17 protein-coding genes, 1 tRNA gene and 1 riboswitch are annotated in these 20,755 nt (G+C 45.6%); of the genes, 10 read left to right on the top strand and 8 right to left on the bottom strand.

From position 1 onward, the window contains the following. Positions 1 to 57 precede the first annotated feature (57 nt). From KUA46_RS06720 to KUA46_RS06700, 5 genes are all read left to right on the top strand, one after another. Positions 58 to 345: a hypothetical protein gene (locus KUA46_RS06720; RefSeq protein WP_218487164.1), complete on the top strand. Its 288-nt coding sequence runs from the start codon at positions 58 to 60 to the stop codon at positions 343 to 345. Beyond that, positions 333 to 656, top strand: coding sequence for a type II toxin-antitoxin system RelE/ParE family toxin (locus KUA46_RS06715; RefSeq protein WP_022120705.1), 324 nt, complete (start codon positions 333 to 335; stop codon positions 654 to 656). Before KUA46_RS06720 ends, KUA46_RS06715 begins: the two co-directional genes overlap by 13 nt. A 230-nt stretch (positions 657 to 886) precedes the next feature. Continuing rightward, positions 887 to 3,124: a patatin-like phospholipase family protein gene (locus KUA46_RS06710; RefSeq protein ID WP_217746116.1), complete on the top strand. Its 2,238-nt coding sequence runs from the start codon at positions 887 to 889 to the stop codon at positions 3,122 to 3,124. Positions 3,125 to 3,196: 72 nt separating this feature from the next. After that, positions 3,197 to 4,501, top strand: coding sequence for a S28 family serine protease (locus tag KUA46_RS06705; protein ID WP_217746117.1), 1,305 nt, complete (start codon positions 3,197 to 3,199; stop codon positions 4,499 to 4,501). Between the two features lie 129 nt (positions 4,502 to 4,630). Next, positions 4,631 to 4,703, top strand: a tRNA-Lys gene (locus tag KUA46_RS06700). Between the two features lie 710 nt (positions 4,704 to 5,413). Here the strand turns inward: KUA46_RS06700 and thiH are convergent. From thiH to KUA46_RS06660, 8 genes are all read right to left on the bottom strand, one after another. Continuing rightward, on the bottom strand, positions 5,414 to 6,553 hold the full coding sequence (thiH, locus tag KUA46_RS06695; protein ID WP_006848700.1) for a 2-iminoacetate synthase ThiH: 1,140 nt from the start codon (positions 6,551 to 6,553) through the stop codon (positions 5,414 to 5,416). A 4-nt stretch (positions 6,554 to 6,557) separates the two neighbouring features. After that, positions 6,558 to 8,252, bottom strand: coding sequence for a phosphomethylpyrimidine synthase ThiC (gene thiC / locus KUA46_RS06690; protein ID WP_022121899.1), 1,695 nt, complete (start codon positions 8,250 to 8,252; stop codon positions 6,558 to 6,560). A 99-nt stretch (positions 8,253 to 8,351) separates the two neighbouring features. After that, entirely contained in the window at positions 8,352 to 9,125 is a 774-nt protein-coding gene (locus tag KUA46_RS06685) for a thiazole synthase (protein WP_022121898.1), read from the bottom strand. A gap of 87 nt (positions 9,126 to 9,212) precedes the next feature. Then, positions 9,213 to 9,410, bottom strand: a complete 198-nt coding sequence (thiS, locus tag KUA46_RS06680) for a sulfur carrier protein ThiS (protein ID WP_153084837.1) — start codon at positions 9,408 to 9,410, stop codon at positions 9,213 to 9,215. Between the two features lie 125 nt (positions 9,411 to 9,535). After that, a riboswitch (TPP riboswitch) is annotated at positions 9,536 to 9,630 on the bottom strand. 83 nt (positions 9,631 to 9,713) lie between these two features. Beyond that, entirely contained in the window at positions 9,714 to 10,139 is a 426-nt protein-coding gene (locus KUA46_RS06675; protein ID WP_006848696.1) for a Fur family transcriptional regulator, read from the bottom strand. Between the two features lie 706 nt (positions 10,140 to 10,845). Then, positions 10,846 to 11,856, bottom strand: a complete 1,011-nt coding sequence (locus KUA46_RS06670; RefSeq protein WP_218487165.1) for a GYF domain-containing protein — start codon at positions 11,854 to 11,856, stop codon at positions 10,846 to 10,848. Positions 11,857 to 11,921: 65 nt separating this feature from the next. After that, positions 11,922 to 13,205, bottom strand: a complete 1,284-nt coding sequence (locus KUA46_RS06665; protein ID WP_218487166.1) for a clostripain-related cysteine peptidase — start codon at positions 13,203 to 13,205, stop codon at positions 11,922 to 11,924. Positions 13,206 to 13,317: 112 nt separating this feature from the next. Then, positions 13,318 to 15,999: a valine--tRNA ligase gene (locus tag KUA46_RS06660; RefSeq protein ID WP_153084841.1), complete on the bottom strand. Its 2,682-nt coding sequence runs from the start codon at positions 15,997 to 15,999 to the stop codon at positions 13,318 to 13,320. Between the two features lie 120 nt (positions 16,000 to 16,119). Between KUA46_RS06660 and mazG the strand changes: the two genes are divergently transcribed. The 5 genes from mazG (at position 16,120) to KUA46_RS06635 (ending at position 20,685) form a co-directional block, all read left to right on the top strand. Next, positions 16,120 to 17,076 (top strand): nucleoside triphosphate pyrophosphohydrolase, encoded by a 957-nt coding sequence (mazG, locus tag KUA46_RS06655; protein WP_218487167.1) that lies wholly within the window; start codon positions 16,120 to 16,122, stop codon positions 17,074 to 17,076. A 56-nt stretch (positions 17,077 to 17,132) separates the two neighbouring features. Further along, positions 17,133 to 17,693 (top strand): hypothetical protein, encoded by a 561-nt coding sequence (locus KUA46_RS06650; protein WP_022121891.1) that lies wholly within the window; start codon positions 17,133 to 17,135, stop codon positions 17,691 to 17,693. A 36-nt stretch (positions 17,694 to 17,729) separates the two neighbouring features. Continuing rightward, positions 17,730 to 18,647: a ribonuclease Z gene (locus tag KUA46_RS06645; protein ID WP_218487168.1), complete on the top strand. Its 918-nt coding sequence runs from the start codon at positions 17,730 to 17,732 to the stop codon at positions 18,645 to 18,647. A 93-nt stretch (positions 18,648 to 18,740) separates the two neighbouring features. Continuing rightward, the gene (locus KUA46_RS06640) at positions 18,741 to 19,334 is read left to right on the top strand and encodes an RNA polymerase sigma factor (protein WP_218487169.1); all 594 of its coding nucleotides are present in this window, start codon (positions 18,741 to 18,743) and stop codon (positions 19,332 to 19,334) included. After that, positions 19,327 to 20,685 carry a hypothetical protein gene (locus tag KUA46_RS06635; protein WP_218487170.1) on the top strand — a complete coding sequence of 453 codons (1,359 nt, stop codon included), beginning with the start codon at positions 19,327 to 19,329 and terminating at the stop codon, positions 20,683 to 20,685. Before KUA46_RS06640 ends, KUA46_RS06635 begins: the two co-directional genes overlap by 8 nt. The last annotated feature ends 70 nt before the right edge of the window (positions 20,686 to 20,755 follow it).

Genomic DNA, 20,755 nt, shown 5'->3' with positions numbered 1-20,755 from the left:
TCTTTCTTCGTATTTTTGCACCAATAAGTAACGTGGAACTTTAAAAGCGAAAGAAATATGGAGGAAAAGAAATATCATATCGATGAATCGAAGATAGCCGGGGATAAGGTTTGTGAGCCATCGCCTGTTTATGCATCTGTTGCATCAGAGTCTGTATCTCATCACGTGATTGATTCTGAAATAGAGCAGAAAGATGAAATTCCTGTTCTTAAAAATCATTTTAGCTATGAGGGTCTTTTGGGTAGTATCGATTATTGTGAAACCATTAAGGATGATCCTTCTAAATGGGAATCTGTTGATGCCTTTAACGAACGTTTATATGAGGAATTCCCATGGCTGAAATAGTTGTTCACAAACTGTATGAAGAAAAGGAACGCCAGTATATTATCGATGCTTATGAGAATTTTGGTAAGAAAACAGCTCGAAGATGGAAAGAGGAACTGATGAAAATCCAGAACTTCCTGAGAAAATATCCTGAAGGTAAGCCCCCTTTTCTTGGTGCTCCAAAGTTTAGCTATTTGCTTCGGGGTGCTAATTTTATGCGTAATTTCAAGTTGGTTTATTATTATGATGAATCCTTGGATGTGGTGCATATTGTTGATATTTGGGATATGAGACAGAATCCAAAAAGGTTCTCTGTCTCAAAATACAAGTGATTTTATATAACTTTAAAAGCGAAAGAAATATGGAGGAAAAGAAATATCATTCTTCTCTTTTCTGTCGGATTCTTGAAAAAGCATTTAGGTGAAGAGTGGTGAAGAGTGGGTGAAGAGCTTCTGAGAACTCTTCACCTCCGATAACCGCCCTGTTTATCGGTATTCCGGAGGGGTTGGTGAAGAGTGAAGAGTATTTGCTGTGTCAGTTATTCATTTTAATAAGGAGCAATATGATGGTACATCGAGATAATATATTATGTTTTTGGGTTTTATTCTGCTGCTTCTTTGCATATACTCCTCTGCAAGCCCAGCAGCCACGCAAGAAGGTGGGACTGGTGTTGGGTGGAGGTGGTGCCAAGGGTGCGGCTGAAGTAGGTGTGCTCAAGGTGCTGGAAGAGGCTGATATTCCTGTAGATTATATTGCCGGAACCAGTATCGGTGCCATCGTGGGCGGACTCTATGCCATCGGATACGATGCTGCGGATATTGATAGCCTCTACCGTAACCAGGACTGGCTTTTCCTTTTGAGCGACCAGGTGAAACGTGAATCGGAGACTTTTCTTTCTAAAGAAGAAAGGGAGAAATATATCGTTCATATTCCTCTTTCCAAAGAGAGGAAGGTCTCGTTGCCAACCGGTTATGTGAAGGGGCAGAATATCTTTAACCTTTTCTCTAAACTTACCGTGGGGTATCATCAGGTGGATGATTTCTCCAACCTACCTATTCCTTACCGTTGCGTGGCGGTAGATCTGGTAGAAGGCAAGGAGGTCGTGTTTTCATCGGGCTCGTTGCCATTGGCGATGCGTGCCAGCATGTCGATACCGGGCGTGTTTGCTCCGGTAGAATGGAAAGGGAAGATGCTGGTGGATGGCGGCGCCTTGAACAATCTGCCGGTTGATGTGGCAAAGGAAATGGGAGCGGATGTGATTATCTGTGTAGATTTGAGTACCGGTTGGAAGAAAAAGGAAGAGCTGAAATCGGCTTCTTCTGTTGTAGAACAGCTCATAAGTATGATGGGGCAGAACAAATACCGGAAGAATATGGCAGAAGCCGATCTTTATATCAATCCTTCTCTGAAAGGTTATTCGGCAGCCAGTTTCCAATCTGAAGCCATTGATACCATGATACAGCGGGGAGAACAGGCTGCCCGCCAGAAATGGGATGAACTGATGGCTCTGAGAAAGTATATCTATGCTGATGCTTGTGATTCAGTAGCCTCTGATGATACATTACAGGATAAACGCCTCAAACAGCCGAAACCTTCTCAGACGGAAGCTTATCATATAGGAAGCATCCGGATAGAAGGCATCAGCGGAGAGGAGGAAAAGTGGATTAGAAAGAAAATTGCTTTACGGGAGAATTCGGAAGTCAGTCCTGAGGAGATAGATGGCACACTTGCTATGCTCAGGGGACTGAATATCTTTTCGCGTGTAGAATACAGACAGTCTAACGAGGAACCTTATGACCTGGTATTCATGCTGGAACCCAACGAATCGAGAAGAATCAGTGTAGGTGCACGTTTTGATACGCAGGATCTGGCAAGCGTCATTGCTCAGATATCCAACAACCAGCAGTTTTCTACCCGTCATCACTATGCCTTTACAGGACGCATTTCCCGTAATCCATATCTGGAAATGAAATATGCCTATGGCAACCTTTTCGGAGCGAAAATTGGCATTTCCTATCGTATGGCTCATTATGATTTCGACCTTTATGCGGACAAGCATAAGTTGGATGCCCTGGAGTTTCTTTCGCATTCTTTCGCTGGATTCTATACCCGCGATATCGGTAATTTCAGATTGAAATCGGGAGTGCAGTTTGATTATTATCATTATCATTCTGATATGTTCGAACGCGACGGAAGCATCCAGACACGTTCGTCAGACCATTTTCTGAACTACTTTGCATCTGTTGTGATGGATACTTACGACCGCCGTTATTTCCCGACCCGTGGCAGTCGCATTCAGGTTCAGGGCATTCTGCATACGGATGACGGAATACATTATGCTGATGGTAATCCTTTCGGCGAGGCTGCTTTTCAAGGAGAATGTGCCGTACGTCTCAATTCCAGATTCTATCTGCTTCCTAAGCTCAAGAGCCGCTTCTTGTTTGGCAGTTCCGTACCTGCCATTTATCAGAATTATGCAGGTGGAGTAGCTGACGGTTACTATCTGCCTTGGCAGGTGGCATGGGAGAGTGCGCAGCATGTCCATCTGCTGGAGCGCAATGTGGTGACAGGTCAGCTCGGTTTCCGCTATCGGGTGAAAGGAAAGTTCTATCTTACCGCTTTGGGAGAGTATGGCAAGGAAGCCCGCAAGTTTTCCCATATTCTCATCGGTGATGATTTGTGGGGAGGAGCCTTGAGAGCATCCTATGATTTCGTATTGGGTCCGGTAAGCATTCAGGCTAATTATTCTAGCTTGGGTAAGAATGTAGGATTCTATATCAATGCAGGATTCTTGTTCTGATTTTAGAAAACATATAGAATGTATTTTGCAATCTTGAATTTTAGAATATAATAAATAAAAAGAGAGAATCAGATGAAACTGAGATTTTTGAAATTGATGCTGCTGCTCTTCATCCTGCCATTGCAGATGCTGGCGGCAGAACTGGGCGTGGCTGGTAAGCAACTGGCTGCATTGCCTGGAGTAAGTAACGTGGAAACGCTGAAAAGTACGCATTTCCCGGAAAAGTATGTGTTCTTTATCAGGCAACAGCTCGATGCCAAGGATGCATCCAAGGGCTATTTCGAACAGAGGGTGGTGCTCTGCCATAGAGGATTCGACCGTCCTACCGTGCTCGTGACAGAAGGATATAATGCCAACTATGCGCTGCGCGAAGGATATATTGAAGAACTTTCCAAACTCTTCGATACGAATATCATTACCGTAGAGTATCGTTATTTCGACAAGTCGATGCCTAGTCCTTGCAACTGGGATTATCTTACCGTTGAGAATTCGCTCTATGACCTGCATCATGTAAACCAGACTCTGCATGCGATGTACAAGGGAAAATGGATTGCTACTGGCATCAGCAAGGGCGGACAGACTACGATGTTCTACCGTTCTTACTTCCCTGATGATGTAGATATTTCTGTGCCATACGTAGCTCCGCTCAACAAGGGTGTGGAGGATGGACGACATGAGAAGTTCCTGCAATATCAGGTATCAACCAAGGAAAACCGACAGAAGGTGCTCGATTTCCAGTTGCTCCTCTTCAAGCGAAAGGCTGCGTTGCTGCCAATGTTCGAGAAATATTGCAACGATAAGAAATATGTATTCAATGCTCCGCTGGCAGAGATTTTTGATTACTCTGTATTCGAATACGCCTTTGCTTTCTGGCAGTGGGGAGAAGACATCAACAAGATTCCTGCAAGAGAGGCAGATGACAAGACGGTGTTTGATTACTGGATTAATATGTGTGAGCCTGACTATTTCACCAATTATAATGCCACAGCCTCGTTTGATGTGCAGGCAGCCCGGGAGTTGGGTTATTACGGCTATTATACCAAACCATTCAAGAAATATCTCAGTATCAAGACAGCTAAGGGTTATCTGAAGAAACTGATGGTGCCAAAGGGGGCAGAAAACGTGAAGTTCTCGCCAGCACTCTATAATCATACGGTAGAGTTCCTGACCAAGAATGATCCGAAGATGGTTTATATTTATGGCGATATCGACCCATGGGGAGCTTCGGGCATTTATGGCTTGCCTTTCACCAAGAACAAGAAGAACCTGCATGTTTATATGTGTCATGGCGGTTCGCACAAAACTCGCATCTTGTCGTTCCCTGAGCCTACAAGACAGGAAATCATCAGTCTGATAGGTAGTTGGCTGAAGGAATAATGCTTCCATGAACCAATCATAATGGATAAAATGAAAGATTTTTTCAAAAAAATATCCATAAAAGTTTGGTGGTTTCAGAAAAATGTATTACCTTTGCACTCGCTTTTGAAAACAAAGCTTTTAGCAGAGGCACCCTTAGCTCAGTTGGTAGAGCAACTGACTCTTAATCAGTGGGTCTAGGGTTCGAATCCCTAAGGGTGTACAAAAAACTCCGAAGAATCAATCTTGGTTCTTCGGAGTTTTTTTTATGTATGTCCGGTATGAGGTAACCACGGCTCCGTGAATGTTGGTGATATATCACAAATTTGCAGAATTTGAGAAAAAATAAGTAAGATAGTCTTGCTTTTTCTGTTTTTTATAGTATCTTTGCAACCGATGAATAGAATAGACTTGACACAAGGTAGCATTTGGGGGAATATCACGACCTTTTTGTTACCTTATATTCTGGCTTATTTCCTACAGATTCTCTATGGTTTGGCCGATCTTTTCGTGATAGGTAGATATTGTGGTGTAGATAGTACTACGGCTGTATCTAATGGTGCGCAGGTAATTATGGGCTATCATTTTGGACTTCGTTCTGGAAGCAACAGAGCGTTACTCTATAGATGCTACAGGGTTGCTGGCAGATTTCATCGAAAGTAATCCTGTTGCCCATACGCTACGTAATATGTATATTTATAAACAAGCAAGTTGATATTTATTCACTTGCGAAACTTCAGTAATTTACAATTAATAGTTTATAGTTAATAGTTTATAGGTTGCTGTTTACTGATGATTTTTGGGGAATTGGCTGATAAGTTGCTGATGGGCTGGGGGCGATAAAGGGGCGTCGGTCTGAGAATATTAACAAAAAAGAGTGTGTCATGAATTTATGATACACTCTTTTTTTTATTCTGTTTAATTACATCTTCTTTATCCGTTTGCGATATTTCCGAAGAAATCGAATGAGGCATCCCAATCCTTCCAGACTGGCTCTCTGCCCAATTCCTTCAATCTCGCATTGATTACCTTGGCGGTACGCTCATCGCTTACGGTGAACTGCTCCAATGCCTGAGGATAGGTATGGTAACCGCCAGGATTTACCTTTGATTCTGCCGACATGGTGGTGACACCCAGTGTTGCCATGTTGTCACGGATGTAGGCTGGCTCACGGGTAGAGTAGGAGATATCTACATCGTGGTCGAAGATACGCATGGCGAAAGTTGCCTGGGCCAACTGCTTATCGGTCATGAAGCAGTTTGGCTGGAAACCTTCGTTCTGTGCAGGGCGCATACGAGGGAAGTTCACGCTGTACTTGGTCTTCCAGTAGTGCTTCTGAAGGTAGCGCAGGTGATGAGCCATCATCACTACATCCGTGCGCCACTCCTTCTCCAGTCCGATGAGCACACCCATACCGATGGAGTGAACGCCTGCCATACCCATGCGGTCGAAACCATCGCAGCGCCACTCAAACTTGCTCTTCATGCCACGTGGGTGGTAGAGCTTGTAGTGCTCGTGGTTGTAGGTCTCCTGGAAACAGATGACGCCGTTCATACCATGGTCGGCGAGGGTCTTGTAATCCTCTGTAGAGAGCGGCATCACCTCTATCTTCACGTTAGAGAAATACTTCTTGGCGATGTCGATGGCCTTGGCAAGATAAGGGGTGCCAGCCTTGGCTGGGTTCTCGCCCGTAACGAGAAGGATGTTCTCGAATGGAGCCAGCTGCTTGATGGCTTTATACTCGTTCTCAATCTGCTCTGGGGTGAGGATGGTACGAGCCATCGGATTCTCACGATGGAAACCGCAATACACGCAGGAGTTGGAGCATGAATTGGTGATGTAGAGAGGAATGAACATCGACATGGTCTTGCCGAAGCGCTCCTCGGTATATTTGCGGGAAAGACGCGCCATTACCTCCAGGTATGGCTCGGCTGCCGGTGAAATCAGCGCCATGAAGTCGTTCACATCGCAATGGTCCTTGGCAAGGGCACGGCGCACGTCATTATCGGTCATTCGAGCTATGCGCTCCGTGGTCTCCTCCCAACTGATATTCTTTAATTCGTCTGAAAACATTTTCTTACTTTTTAAACTTTCTCAAATCGTGTGTCAACTTGGCTGCACAGAAGTTTGGACCACACATGGTGCAGTACTCACCGTCTGTATGACCTGCCTCCTCGAAATACTTCAAGGCAAGCTCTGGGTCGAGTGAGAGGTGGAACTGGTCTCTCCAGCGGAACTCGAAGCGGGCCTTGGAGAGGGCGTTGTCGCGGATGGTTGCACCTGGATGACCCTTTGCCAAGTCGGCTGCATGAGCGGCAATCTTATAGGTTACCACACCTGTGCGCACATCTTCCTTGTTAGGCAATGCGAGGTGCTCCTTAGGTGTTACATAGCAGAGCATTGCGGTGCCGAGCCATGCTATCTGGGCGCCACCGATGGCTGAAGTGATGTGGTCGTAACCTGGAGCGATATCGGTAACCAATGGGCCGAGGGTGTAGAATGGTGCCTCGTGACAGTGGTCGAGCTGGCGCTCCATGTTCTCCTTGATCTTCTGCAATGGCACGTGACCAGGGCCCTCGATGAATGCCTGCACGTTCTTGTCCCAGGCACGGGTAACAAGCTCGCCCATGGTATCCAACTCGGCAAACTGGGCTGCATCGTTGGCATCGGCAATACAGCCTGGGCGCAGACCATCACCCAAAGAGAGGGCTACGTCGTACTGTGCCACGATGTCGCAGATATCGTCGAAGTGCTCATAGAGGAAACTCTCCTGGTCGTGGTAGAGACACCACTTGCTCATGATACTACCGCCACGGCTCACGATACCGCAAAGACGGCTGTCGGCGAGATGCACGTTGTGGCGACGGATGCCGGCATGGATGGTGAAGTAGTCAACACCCTGCTCGCACTGCTCGATGAGGGTATCACGGAATACCTCCCAGTTCAAATCCTCTACCTTGCCGTTCACCTTCTCCAAAGCCTGGTAGATAGGCACGGTTCCTACCGGTACAGGACAGTTGCGCACAATCCATTCACGGGTTTCGTGAATGTTGTCGCCGGTAGAGAGGTCCATCAAGGTATCGCCTCCCCACTTGCAAGACCATACAGCCTTATCCACCTCTTCCTCGATGCTGGAGGTAGTGGCAGAGTTGCCGATGTTGGTATTGATCTTCACGAGGAAGTTGCGGCCGATGATCATCGGTTCGCTCTCCGGGTGGTTGATGTTGGCAGGAAGAACGGCACGTCCGCGGGCAATCTCATCACGAACATACTCAGGGGTGATATGGGTATCGATGCCCAACTCCTGGCAGTTCATGTTCTCGCGGATAGCCACGTACTCCATCTCTGGAGTGATGATGCCAGCCTTGGCATAAGCCATCTGGGTGATGTGCTTGCCAGCCTGAGCACGGCGAGGCAACTGGATGTGCTCGAAGCGGAGGTGGTCGAGGCTATGGTCAGCAAGGCGCTGCTTGCCATACTCGCTGGTAACCTCCTTGAGCTGCTCGGTATCGTTGCGGTCGAGAATCCACTGCTCGCGCATTCTTGGCAAGCCCTTCTTCAAATCTACCTGATAGTTAGGGTCGCTGTAAGGACCGCTGGTATCGTAGATGTAAACCGGAGCGTTTGGCTCTGTATGAGGAATGCCGCGCTCATCCTTCACAACAGTAGGAGTGAGGTTTACCTTGGTCATTCCAACCTTGATCTGTGGGAAGAGTTTTCCCTGCATATACGCCTTTTCTCTCTGGGCGTAAGCTTTCTTATCGTTTGGCATAATTTTTTAAAGGTAAAAAGGTAAAAGGGTAAAAAGGTAAAAAGAACATTCTGCTTCTTTGCCTTCATCCTTCATGCCTTTGTATTATCTATATTATAATTAGTCGTTGAGGAATGCGGTGAGAGGAGAACTTGCCTCAGCACAATCGCTGATGGCTCCGAGACCTGCCTCGTAAGCACGGCGACCGCATACTACTGCTTCCTTGAATGCCTTAGCCATCTCTACAGGGTCACCGGCAACGGCGATAGCTGTGTTAACCAAGCAAGCGCTGGCACCCATCTCCATGGCTTCGGCAGCGTGGCTAGGTGCACCGATACCTGCATCTACTACAACTGGAACAGTAGCCTGCTCGATGATGATCTGTAGGAAGTCCTTCATTCTCAATCCCTTGTTAGTACCGATAGGTGCAGCAAGTGGCATCACGGTAGCAGCACCAGCCTCTTCGAGGTGCTTGCAGAGGGTTGGGTCTGCCTGACAATATGGCAATACCACGAAACCGAGTTTTACCAGTTTCTCGGTAGCCTTCAGTGTCTCGATAGAGTCTGGAAGAAGATAGCGAGGGTCTGGGTGGATTTCGAGCTTGAGCCAGTTGGTTCCGAAAGCCTCGCGAGCCATCTGTGCTGCGAATACAGCCTCCTCGGCGTTGCGCACGCCACTGGTGTTAGGAAGGAGCTGGATATTTGGGTTCTGCACGATATGAGAGAGCAGATCGTCCTGCTTGTCTTCGAGTTCGATACGTTTCATAGCAACAGTAACCATTTCTGTTTCTGATGCTTTGATGGCTTCAGCCATGAGGGCATTGTTGTTAAACTTTCCTGTGCCCAAGAAGAGGCGTGAGTTAAACTCTCTGCCTGCGATTACTAATTTTTCCATTGTTTTATTATAGAGTTGTTATTTTTGTTTTCATTTCTGTAGGAAAAGTACTTTTGGGTGATTCTTTTCCGCAGTATTCTGGGACCGTTATCCTCCGCAGAACGCTTTTACGATAACGATGTCTGCTCCTTCTGCGATGAGTGTGTTTTCCCATTCATCACGAGGCACCATTTCGTTACTGATAGCTACTGCAACTCCTGTAGCTGGCAAATCGAGTTCCTGGGCTAACTCCCTGATGGTTTTAGCCTGTGTCTCGGTCTCTTTGTTGTTGATAGTTACTTTCATATTCTGTTCGTTTTATATGATGAATAATCCGTTTGTTTACGCTTTTTCTATCGCCCGAAAGCGATGATAAGCTAATATGTGATCAAACACGGTGAACTTCCAGATGAAAGCCTTAAGAGAAAAAATAAAGCGCTATCAAATATCCCTGCGACAGCATTACCTGCATCAGGTTCAATGGGTATCATCTCAGCCGAATCTTTCAGCACCCCGTGATAATCGCTTGCAAAAGTAATGATAATATCGGAAAAACAATAGAATTTCAAAAATATTTATGCTAAATTAACGCAGAATGTACCTTTCGCTTTACTGGTGTTTCTTTCTGCAATCCGGGCATTCGCCTTTGATGACAAAGGAAATAGAGTGGGGGTAAAAGCCTTCGGGCAGCTCGAAACTTGGAATATGGATATCCTCCATACAGAAGGAACGCTGGCAAGATTCGCAGTAGAAATGAATATGCCCGTCGTGATGATCGCAAGCCCCTTTTTCTTCGCAGAGTTCGTAGCAGAGTACGCCTCGCCCATCTTCGAAGGCATGTACCACATCATGTTCCAGAAAGAGGGTAAGGGTACGGAAGATGCTCGACTTGTCCATCGAAACCATCTTTCGTTCCAGATTGCTCAGACTCTGCGGGTTCTGTTCGCCCATCAGGGTCTTCATTACGAGTATGCGGTTGGCGGTTGGCCGAATGCCTTTCGATTCCAACCTGCTGATCATATCTTGTGAGTTCATCGTTTCTTCTTTTTAAATTTTTACTAACCGGTTGCAAAGATACAAAAAAAGCGTGTAAGTATGGTAACTTACACGCTTTTTCTTTATTTAAACGTAATTACTTTTTGCTTTCAATCTGGTTTATGCCGCAGCATGAAGGGATTGGAACCCTTATGCGCAAGCACAGCCACGGCTTCTGTTCAAAGCCTCACCATACATTTCCATTGCGGTCATGTAATTTGCAAGAATAGCCTTCAAGACCTTCTTGATGTTTGCATACATTGTTTTCATAATCGTTATCCTTTTTTAAAAAATTAATACTCGGCATTTCTGCCATTTCCTTTATCCTTTTGTTCATGAACGGTGGTCAATTTTACTTGCCCATCTCCATGTTGTTGTTTACATTTACAGCCTTGGCAATCATTGCTGCCATAACTGCAAGAATCATTACTGTCGTCATCATAATTTGTTTCCTTTCTTTCTTTGTGGAGCCTCCATGTGAGGTCTCCTGTTTTACATTATCCTTTTACAATCTCACTGTTTTCTGGTGCAAAGGTAATGCCTTTTTCTTGAATATCTGTCACAAAGACATGACAAAATGATGAAAAAGGGGCTTTTTTTGATACACGTCAACTAAACAGCAATGGCGGCTTGATATACGTCAAGCCGCCATGCTGTCATATTGAGAAATGTGTCATATTTCTTATGTTTCTTCGGATTTCTGATGCTAGATCAGTTCCAGAATCTTGTCGAGAATCTTTTCTACGGTTGAAGAATCGGTTGCTTCATCGAGTTTCTGGTTGATTTTCTCTTCCAGTTTCTTGCTCACCTTGTCGGCAGCCTGATCCATGGCCTGGTTTGCCTTGTCTTCCAGTTTCTTCTGAACGGAAGCGCCCAGTCCGTCTTCTTCTGAACCATCGTTGCTATTATCGCTTACCGAAGGGGATTCATCGGTTGATGAGCTGGTGGTTTCTTCTATCTGCAGATTGTCGGCACCTTCCAGCGCCTTCACCATATCATCAGCATTCATCGTGTAAACGCTGCCAAGGATTCCGAAGCTTACGGTGTGCTGCTTGCCATTAAACTCAACGGTTCCCTTAGAGCATACGATATAGTTGTGGTATTCGAAGAGCTGGTTCATCACTTCATCAATAGCGCTTCCTGCCATCATCTTGGCAATGGAACGGATGCTTTGGGTGAAGAAGTTGTTATCACTGGTTTCTGTAGCCTTGTCGATAGCCTTGGCTGCCTCAGTCTTTACCTTTTCTTTGTGGGCATCAGGTCCTGGATTGGTTATGGCGAAAACCAGGAAGAGAAGTACGATAAGACCTAAGATGATTTTCCAGAGGGTCTTGCTCGATTTTTTCTTTTCCGGTTCCTGTCTGTAGCCCTGGTTCATTGCTGCGCCGTGCTGAAAGCCTTGCTGGTAAGCTTCCTGCTGTGCCTGCTGGAAACCCTGCTGGTTTGCAGCCTGAAAGTTTGCTGCTTCTGTCCCGTTGTTGCTGGCTGCATCTGCTGATGTTCCTTCTGCATTTTCTTTGTTGGCTGTATTAGCTTTGATTGCTTCTACAGTTTCAAGAACAGTCTTCAGTTCTGCTATTTTCCAAGCTGGAGTCCAGTCTTTCATGCCTTGTGCCCAAACAAGGGTTTCGGGTGTAATAGCCTTCTGGACGAGTTGCTCCAGGCTGAATGGACCCGCTTGTTGTCCGTTATTCTCAATGATAAAATATTCCATCATGTATTCTTTTATATAATATTTTTTTGAAAAGCCAATAAGGAGTTTCTTTCACTCTTCATTGCTTATTAGTGTGTAGCTTTCCACCATGCTGTTTTCTCTCTGCCCTTGATAGCTACGCTGTGCTGGCTAGGGTCGGAGATAGAAAGACCGCAATAATTTTTCACTTTAAAGGTTGTACCTCTATAACTCATTAACATTGTATAAGCTTCATCTGTATGAGCAGCAGCTTTGATTGTGAGTTTCATCTGTGAATTAAATTTGTCTTTCAGAGAGCCGCTTGGAACAAGACTATCTACGTATACGCTCATGTCGTAGAAGAGGTTGGGAGAGAAACCATCCAAAGGCTGTATGGAATCGAGCGGAACGGATGATGAGAGGGTATATTTGCTATTGATTTCCTTCATCACTTGGGCTAGATTATCCATCTGTCTGCAGTCGATGGCCGCCATGTTGCAGAATGGATCGCTACTATTCTTGTAGAAATTGACAACTCCGTTGACAAATCCTGAGTAGTTGGGCGCAGAACTGTTGAGGTAACTCCACATGGTTTTGTATGGAACGCCGGCTCCCATTATTTCGCTACTTGAACTGATCATGAAATTAGTGACATCTTTCAGTTCGTATGCAGTCTCTACATTGCCCATATAGCATGCATCGAAGAGGATGTACTGCATCTTGGTGCCGCTGAGTTTGATTCCTTCGGCTAGGGTAGGAACGTCGAGAGCGTTTTCTTCTAAACTTACGCTTCCGAAGAAACGGGTGACAGGGTTGTTGGGATCGGGACCATACTGTATTCCGCTGAAATTGCCGGTAGCGGTAGGGTAGCTGGTACTTCCTTTCTGAGCAAAACCGGCATTAGGTCTTGCCATATAGGGATAGTGAACCCAATCGCTCTTGTAGGTCCATCCGCAGCCATGAGCTCCGATGATGAGCGAATAATTCAGGGCTTCAGCACGGCGTTTCACCTCATTCAGAATCTCTGCAAATCCTTCTGCTGTAGTATATGTAGCTTCATCGTAAGTCTTCAACGTGTCGCGGATTACGGCTTTCTTATTGCCGTCATACTGAAGATCTATGAGATAGCTCTTCCTGTAATTCTGGCTCATGAAGACCATTACACGCGAATTATTCAAGCCTTTCTTGGCAACAATACCTTCGCAGATACTGTCAACGTTGTTTTCCAAAAAACTTGTGAGACCGGAAGTGTTGGTTCCACCCGTCCAAGGATAGAAGACGAAGATAGTCTGCTTATTGACGCTTTCTACATCAATAGCTTCATCGCCACAACTGGTGAAAGTTGCTGCTAGAGATAGCGTACATATAAATAAGGTGAAAAGCTTCTTGATCATAATTAAAAATGTTGAATGTTGAATGTTGAATGTTGAGTTGCAATCTTGCTAACGAATCAGCTTGACTAATTCAACATTCTACACTCAACATTCAACATTAAATATAATACTATTATTTCTTCTTGAGTTCCTCGATGGTTGCCTTGAGGGCAGCAATCTTCTCAACAGAGTCGCTTTCCTTCTTGCGCTCCAGAGCTACTACCTTCTCAGGTGCGTGAGCTACGAAGTTCTCGTTGCTGAGCTTCTTGCGTACGCCCATCAGGAAGCCTTCCAAGTGCTTGAGCTGAGCCTCTGCCTTCTCAATCTCGGCAGCAACGTCGATCAGGTCGCCCAATGGTACGGCAAACTCGTCGGTACCTACCATGAAGCTTGATGCATCGGCACTCTTCTCAGCGATGACCTCAATCTTATCAAGGTTCGCCATCTTCAGAGTTACGTCGTTGTAAGCCTCGAAATCGTTCTTGCCTACTACCTGGAGAGACAACTGCTCCTTCTGGGCAATGTTCTTCTGGTTGCGAACGGTACGAACACCGGCGATAATCTGCTTCACAGCCTCTATGTCGGCTGCCAACTTCTGCTCCTCGGCTGTAGGTGCAGGAATCTCCAGCTTCTCGCGCATGATGCTCTCGCCATCCTTGCGGTCGTAGATGTGCTGCCACAACTCCTCGGTGATGAATGGCATGAATGGATGCAACATCTTCAGAAGTGCATCGAAGAAACGGAGGGTAGCATCGTAGCTCTTCTGGTCGATAGGCTGGCCGTAAGCTGGCTTCACCATCTCCAGGTACCAGGATGAGAACTCATCCCAGAACAGCTTATATACAGTCATCAATGCCTCAGAGATACGGTAGTCCTTAAACTGCTTCTGCATCTCCTCGTTCACCTCCTTGAGCTTGGCATCAAACCACTTCACGGCGATTTCTGCACTCTTAGGCTGCTCGATATCTGCAGTCTCCCAACCCTTCACGAGGCGGAAGGCATTCCAGATCTTATTGTTGAAGTTACGTCCCTGCTCGCAGAGGCTCTCGTCGAAGAGGATGTCGTTGCCGGCAGGAGCGCTGAGCATCATACCCATACGAACACCATCGGCACCAAACTTGTCAATCAGAACCAATGGGTCAGGTGAGTTACCGAGGCTCTTGCTCATCTTGCGGCCGAGCTTATCGCGAACGATACCTGTGAAATATACGTGCTTGAATGGCATCTTGCCACGATACTCGTAGCCAGCCATGATCATACGTGCTACCCAGAAGAAGATGATATCCGGACCAGTTACGAGGTCGGAAGTAGGGTAGTAGTAGTTGATCTCCTCATTGTCAGGATGCTCGATACCATCAAACAGAGAGATAGGCCACAACCATGAAGAGAACCAGGTGTCGAGGCAGTCGCTCTCCTGCTCAAGATCCTCTGCCTTGATGTTGGCATTCTTCTCCTGAGCGAGTTTCAGAGCCTCCTCTGCAGTCTCAGCTACCACGAAATCCTTCTTGCCGGCATTGTCGAAATAGTAGGCAGGGATGCGGTGACCCCACCAGAGCTGACGGCTGATACACCAGTCCTTGATGTTCTCCAACCAGTGGCGATAGGTGTTCTTGTACTTCTTAGGATAGAACTCGATATCATCGTCCATTACTGGAGGAAGGGCGATGTCAGCAAAGTGCTGCATCTTGAGGAACCACTGTGTAGAGAGCTTTGGCTCGATAGGCACATTGGTACGCTCAGAGAAGCCCACCTTATTATTATAGTCCTCAATCTTCTCCATCAGACCGGCGTTCTGAAGGTCGATGGAAATCTGCTTGCGCACGTCCATGCGGTCCATACCTACATAGAGACCTGCTGCCTCGCTGATGGTACCGTTGTCGTTGAAGATATCGATGGTCTCCAAACCGTGCTTCAAACCGAGGGCGTGGTCGTTGATATCGTGAGCTGGAGTTACCTTCAAGCAACCAGTACCGAACTCGATATCTACGTATGTATCCTCGATGACAGGAATCTCGCGGTTTACGAGAGGAACGATTACGTGCTTACCCTTCAGCCAGGTATTCTTCTTATCCTCTGGGTTGATACACATGGCAGAGTCGCCCATGATGGTCTCAGGACGGGTGGTTGCTACTACTGCATAGTATCCCTTCTCATCCTTGTGTATCACGTTCTCCTCATCCACCTGCTGGCAGTCCTGCTCTACTACATAATACTTCAAGTGGTAGAGCTTAGAGTGCTCGTCCTTGTAGATAACCTCCTCGTCAGAGAGCGCAGTCTGAGCCTTAGGGTCCCAGTTAACCATGCGCACGCCACGATAGATGAGACCCTTCTTGTACAGGTCGCAGAATACGTGGATGACGGCACGAGAGCGGGTCTCGTCCATGGTGAATGCTGTGCGGTCCCAGTCGCAGCTGGCACCGAGTTTGCGGAGCTGCTTGAGGATGATGCCACCATGCTCGTGAGTCCAGTCCCAAGCGTGCTTGAGGAACTCCTCGCGGGTAAGGTCGGTCTTCTTGATGCCCTGCTGAGCGAGGCGGTTAACCACCTTAGCCTCGGTAGCGATACTGGCATGGTCGGTACCTGGTACCCAACATGCGTTCTTGCCCTCCATGCGAGCACGGCGAACGAGAATATCCTGGATAGTATTGTTGAGCATGTGTCCCATGTGGAGCACACCCGTTACGTTTGGTGGAGGGATAACCACTGTATAAGGTTCACGACCATCTGGCTTAGAGCTGAAAAGCTTGTTGTCGAGCCAGTACTGATACCATTTACTTTCCACTGCTTGTGGATCGTATTTACTTGCTAATTCCATTGTTTATATCTAATTTTTATTCTTTTTCTTTCTTTTTCTTTAAAAAACGGTGCAAAGATACTAATTTTTGGGCGAAAAATACTATCTTTGCATCAAAATTATTAATTTTTGCACAAAACGATGGTTAGTAATACAGGAAAAGGACATACGAAAGAAGAAAAACTGGCGGCGTTCAGCCGCTTGCTGGATGTGCAGGACCGTTTGCGCCTGCAGTGTCCATGGGATAAAAAGCAGACATTCGAGAGTCTTCGTCCGAATACGATCGAGGAGACTTTCGAGCTTTGTGACGCCTTGATGAAGCGCGATTACAAAGATATCAAGAAGGAGTTGGGCGATGTGTTGGAGCACGTGATGTTCTATAGCATCATCGGCAGAGAAGACGGCGAGTTCGATATCTGTGATGTTTGCAATCAGGAGGCAGATAAATTGATGTTCCGCCATCCTTTCATCAATTGGAAGGAGGAAGGAAATTGGACGGTTTCGAATCCTGATATGTATATCAACGATGAGGGACAGGTGATATATAGAGAGTCTGAAGAAGCAGAAACCGGGAAGGCTGGAACTGCCAGTTCGGAAGAAACCTTGGCTCTTGGCGGCAGCAAGCCGAAAACTGCTACTTCTGTTGAGAAAACCTGGGAACAGATCAAGCAGCAGGAGAAGGATGGAAATGAGCGGGTGTTGAGCGGTGTCCCTAATTCTCTTCCGTCTCTTATCAAGGCTTATCGCATTCAGGACAAGGCTAGAAATGTAGGCTTCGACTGGAAAGAAAAAGAAGATGTGTGGGACAAAGTGCAGGAGGAACTGGAAGAACTCAAGGTGGAACTGGCTAAAGGCGACAAAGAGAATTCTACCCAGGAATTGGGCGATTTCATCTTCTCTGTAATCAATGCAGCACGTCTCTATAAACTCAATCCGGATAATGCGCTGGAGAAAACCAACCAGAAATTTATCCGCCGTTTCAACTACGTAGAAGATCATAGCTTAAAGCAAGGTAAAAACTTGAAAGATATGAGCTTAGAAGAAATGGATAAACTATGGAATGAAGCAAAACTTCAGGAGAAAAAGGATGATAAATAACGGTGAATCAGATAATCTTATCGACTCATCAATATAATAATAAAAACAAAAGTGTTATGAAGAAATTAGTTTATGTAACAATAGCTTTGGTGGCGCTTTTCGCTGCCAACAGTTGTAAGAACAAAAATAATGTTCCTGTTATCAGTGCAGCAGATTCGGTAGAGGTAGAGGATGCAATGAACGATTCTACCATCTATGGTGTATGCGGTGAGGGAACCTCTATGCATAGCCTGGAGCTGATTTCTGATGATGGTGACACCCTTTCGGTGTTTATTGACGATGAGAATCCTGATGTTGTTCAGGGAGGATTGCTGGCTGGCGACCGTATTGCTCTTATCGGTTATAAGGCAGAGGATGGAGAGATGATGGCCCAGAAGATTATCAACCTGACATCCCTCTTGGGTAAATGGACTTCTCTGGATAAGAATTTTGATATCTTGGAAGGTGGAGAGGTGAAGAATAATGTGAAGGCTGAAACTAATCCTTGGACTAGCTGGAAGATACTCAATGGTAAACTTTTGCTGAATAAGGATACTTTTGCCATTGACAAGTTGGGTTCTGACAGTCTTATGTTGGAGAACACTCAGGGTATCTTTGTTTTCAAGCGCCAAGAGTAAGGTCATCATGTTGAACCTGTAAATTATGATTTAGTTTTGGAACCATTTAAAGTACATATATTGGGGTGTGGCAGTGCTTTGCCCACCCTTCAGCATAGTGCCTCGGCCCAGATTATTGAGATGCGTGGCAAATGCTTTATGATGGATTGTGGAGAGGGTGCCCAGATGCAGTTCCGTCGCACTCATGTTCACTTTGCTAAGATAAATGCTATCTTTATTTCGCATCTTCATGGTGACCATTGCTTTGGCTTGCTGGGACTTCTTTCTACCTTAGGCATGCTGGGCAGAACGGCTAAGTTAAAGGTATATGCGCCAGAAAGTTACGAAGATTTATTTAAGCGTCAGATAGATTTCTTCATGCAGGGAATGGAATATGAAATCGAATTTGTTCCTGTAGATACCGAGAAGTCGCAAGTAGTATATGAAGATCATTCTGTAACCGTAGAAACCGTTCCTCTGCAGCATCGTGTGCCTTGTTGTGGTTACATTTTCAGAGAGAAACCGACATTGCCTCATATCCGTCGTGATATGATAGATTATTACGAGATTCCTGTAAGCCAGATTAATAACATCAAGAATGGAGCTGACTGGACTACGAAGGAGGGGGATGTAATACCTAATGCCAGATTGGTAAAGCCTGCCGCTACTCCCCGCAGTTATGCTTATTGCAGTGATACCCGGTTTGTTCCGGGGTTGGCAGAAAAGGTAAAGGGGGTTACGGTGCTTTATCATGAGAGCACCTATACTTCGGAGAATGAGGACAGGGCTAAACTCTATTATCACAGTACGGCTCGACAGGCAGCAACTATAGCCAGAAATGCGGGTGTAGGCAAACTTCTTCTGGGACATTATAGTGCAAGATATAATAATGAAGAGGTATTGTTGAATGAAGCTAAAGAGGTGTTTACGGAAAGTTATCTTACTCAGGAAGGTAAAGTGTTCTCTATAGAATAATATAGAAATATAAAAAAAATGCCTTGCATCAAAAAAAAAGTTCATTTTTGATGCAAGGTTTTCTCTTTATATCGTTTAATCTTTAAAAAGGATTTGAAATTGGAATCGGAAAAGAAACTCTTAGACGACATCAATAGCGGCAGTCGGGCAGCCATGCACAGATTGTACGAACGCTATGTGGGGTATGCCATGGCCGTAGCGCTGAGGTATGTCCCTATGCGCGATGATGCTGAGGATGTAGTGCAAGATAGTTTTATAAAAGTCTTTTCCGGCATTTCAAAGTTTGAATATCGGGGTGAGGGTGCTCTTCAGGCTTGGCTTTTGCGGATAGTGACAAATGAAGCTGTCAACTTTGTAAGGCAGCAAAAGCGCTTCACTATCGTGGACGAAGTTCCCGATGATATTGAGGATGAAGAGCCTGAAGTAGAAAGTGTTCCGCCTGCAGAACTGACTAGAATGATAGGAGAATTGCCTGATGGGTACAGACTGGTTCTTAACATGTTTGTTTTTGAACAGAAAAGCCATAAAGAAATTGCACAGCTGTTAGGCATCAAAGAAAGCAGTTCTGCTTCACAATATTTGCGGGCGAAAAAGCTGTTGGGCAAAAAGGTGAAAGATTATCTGAGCCAGGCAGATTGTAGTGATAATAAAGAGTTGAATCATATAAATGAGAAAAGTAATGAGTAACGATTGGACAAATAAACTTCGAGATCAGTTGGCAGACTACCAAGAGCCTGTCAGCCACGACATGTGGGCTGAGATAGAACAATCGCTTGCTCAGTCTAAAAAGGTTGGTGATGAGGAAACTGATGTAAAAAAGAGACCACAGACTCGTTATGTTGTCTTGAAAAGATGGTCAGTAGCTGCAGCGATTGCTTTATTGGGAGTAGGAGGCAGTTATGTTTATCTGCATGATGATGAACCGGGACAGGCTAACTTAGCTGTTCAGAGTTCTTTCTCTACAGCACCAGGTTCAAGCAGGACTTCTTCTGCTGTCCGTGCAGAAGCACAATCGGCAGGAAGTAAAAATGCTATCTTGCTTGCTGAAAACAATGCATCTGCACATCAGGTGAATCGCCATTCATCGGGGCGTCAATTGAACCATAGTAAATCTTCTGTCTCTTTCCAGGAGCGGACTGTTGCTGCTGATAATGAAGTAATGCTTGCAGCAGAGGTAGAAATGCCAGAACAGTCTGTTAATGCAGAGGTAAATGGTCGGGAATTATCTGTTTTGCAAAAGCAAAATGAGGATTCTGAAAGACAGATGGCAGTTTCTCCTAATCATGCAACCAAGCCGTTGGAAGCAGATAGTGGGCAGAAGCTTTATGCAGGTAGGGCGCAGGATGGTCATTTTGAACGCAGTTATAAGGACAAGCATGAACAGAACTGGACCATGAACCTGTATGCAGAGAATGTAAGTCTGGGCTCTGGCAGTGATGGAATGTCAAACGGCATGTATGCGTCTTCAGATCCTCTTGCTGGTGGCGGCTTTGCTGATCATGGTGTTTTCCTGGCTGCTGCTTCTCCTTTAAGATATGCAATACCGAAATATGTTGAAGCGAAACATCATGCTCCTTTGGCTATAGGTGCTCAGGTTGGTATCGGACTTGCGCCCCGTTTGTCTTTGAGTACCGGTGTCGTTTATACGCGTGTTGCTTCTGATTTCAAATCTTATGGTGTTTCAGAATTTGATACACATCAGGTTTTGCATTATGTGGGTGTTCCACTTGGTTTAAACTATGAGGTTTGGAGCACGGGAGGCTTTCATGCGTACGTAATGGCGGGTGGAGAAGCCGATTTCAACGTAAAGAATGATACAAAGGTTTCTGGTCATAAAGAGGACGTGAAACGTGATGGCGTTCAGTTCTCGGGTAAGGCTTCGCTTGGTGCACAGTATGATGTTACACCACAAGTGGGCTTCTATATTGAGCCAGGTGCAAAATATTATTTTGATAATGGCAGCGAAATAGAAAATACGTTTAAAGATAAGAAGTGGAATTTTAATCTCCAGTTCGGACTCCGTATTAATCTGAAATAGTGTTTGAGTCCAATTATTAATAAATATATGTACGAACTACATTTCATTTTATAACATTACATACGAGAAA

The organism is Segatella copri (assembly GCF_019249765.2).
Taxonomy (GTDB): domain Bacteria; phylum Bacteroidota; class Bacteroidia; order Bacteroidales; family Bacteroidaceae; genus Prevotella; species Prevotella copri_K.
The sequence above is the reverse complement of the archived record's forward strand: the minus strand, read 5'-3'. Positions and strand labels throughout refer to the sequence as shown.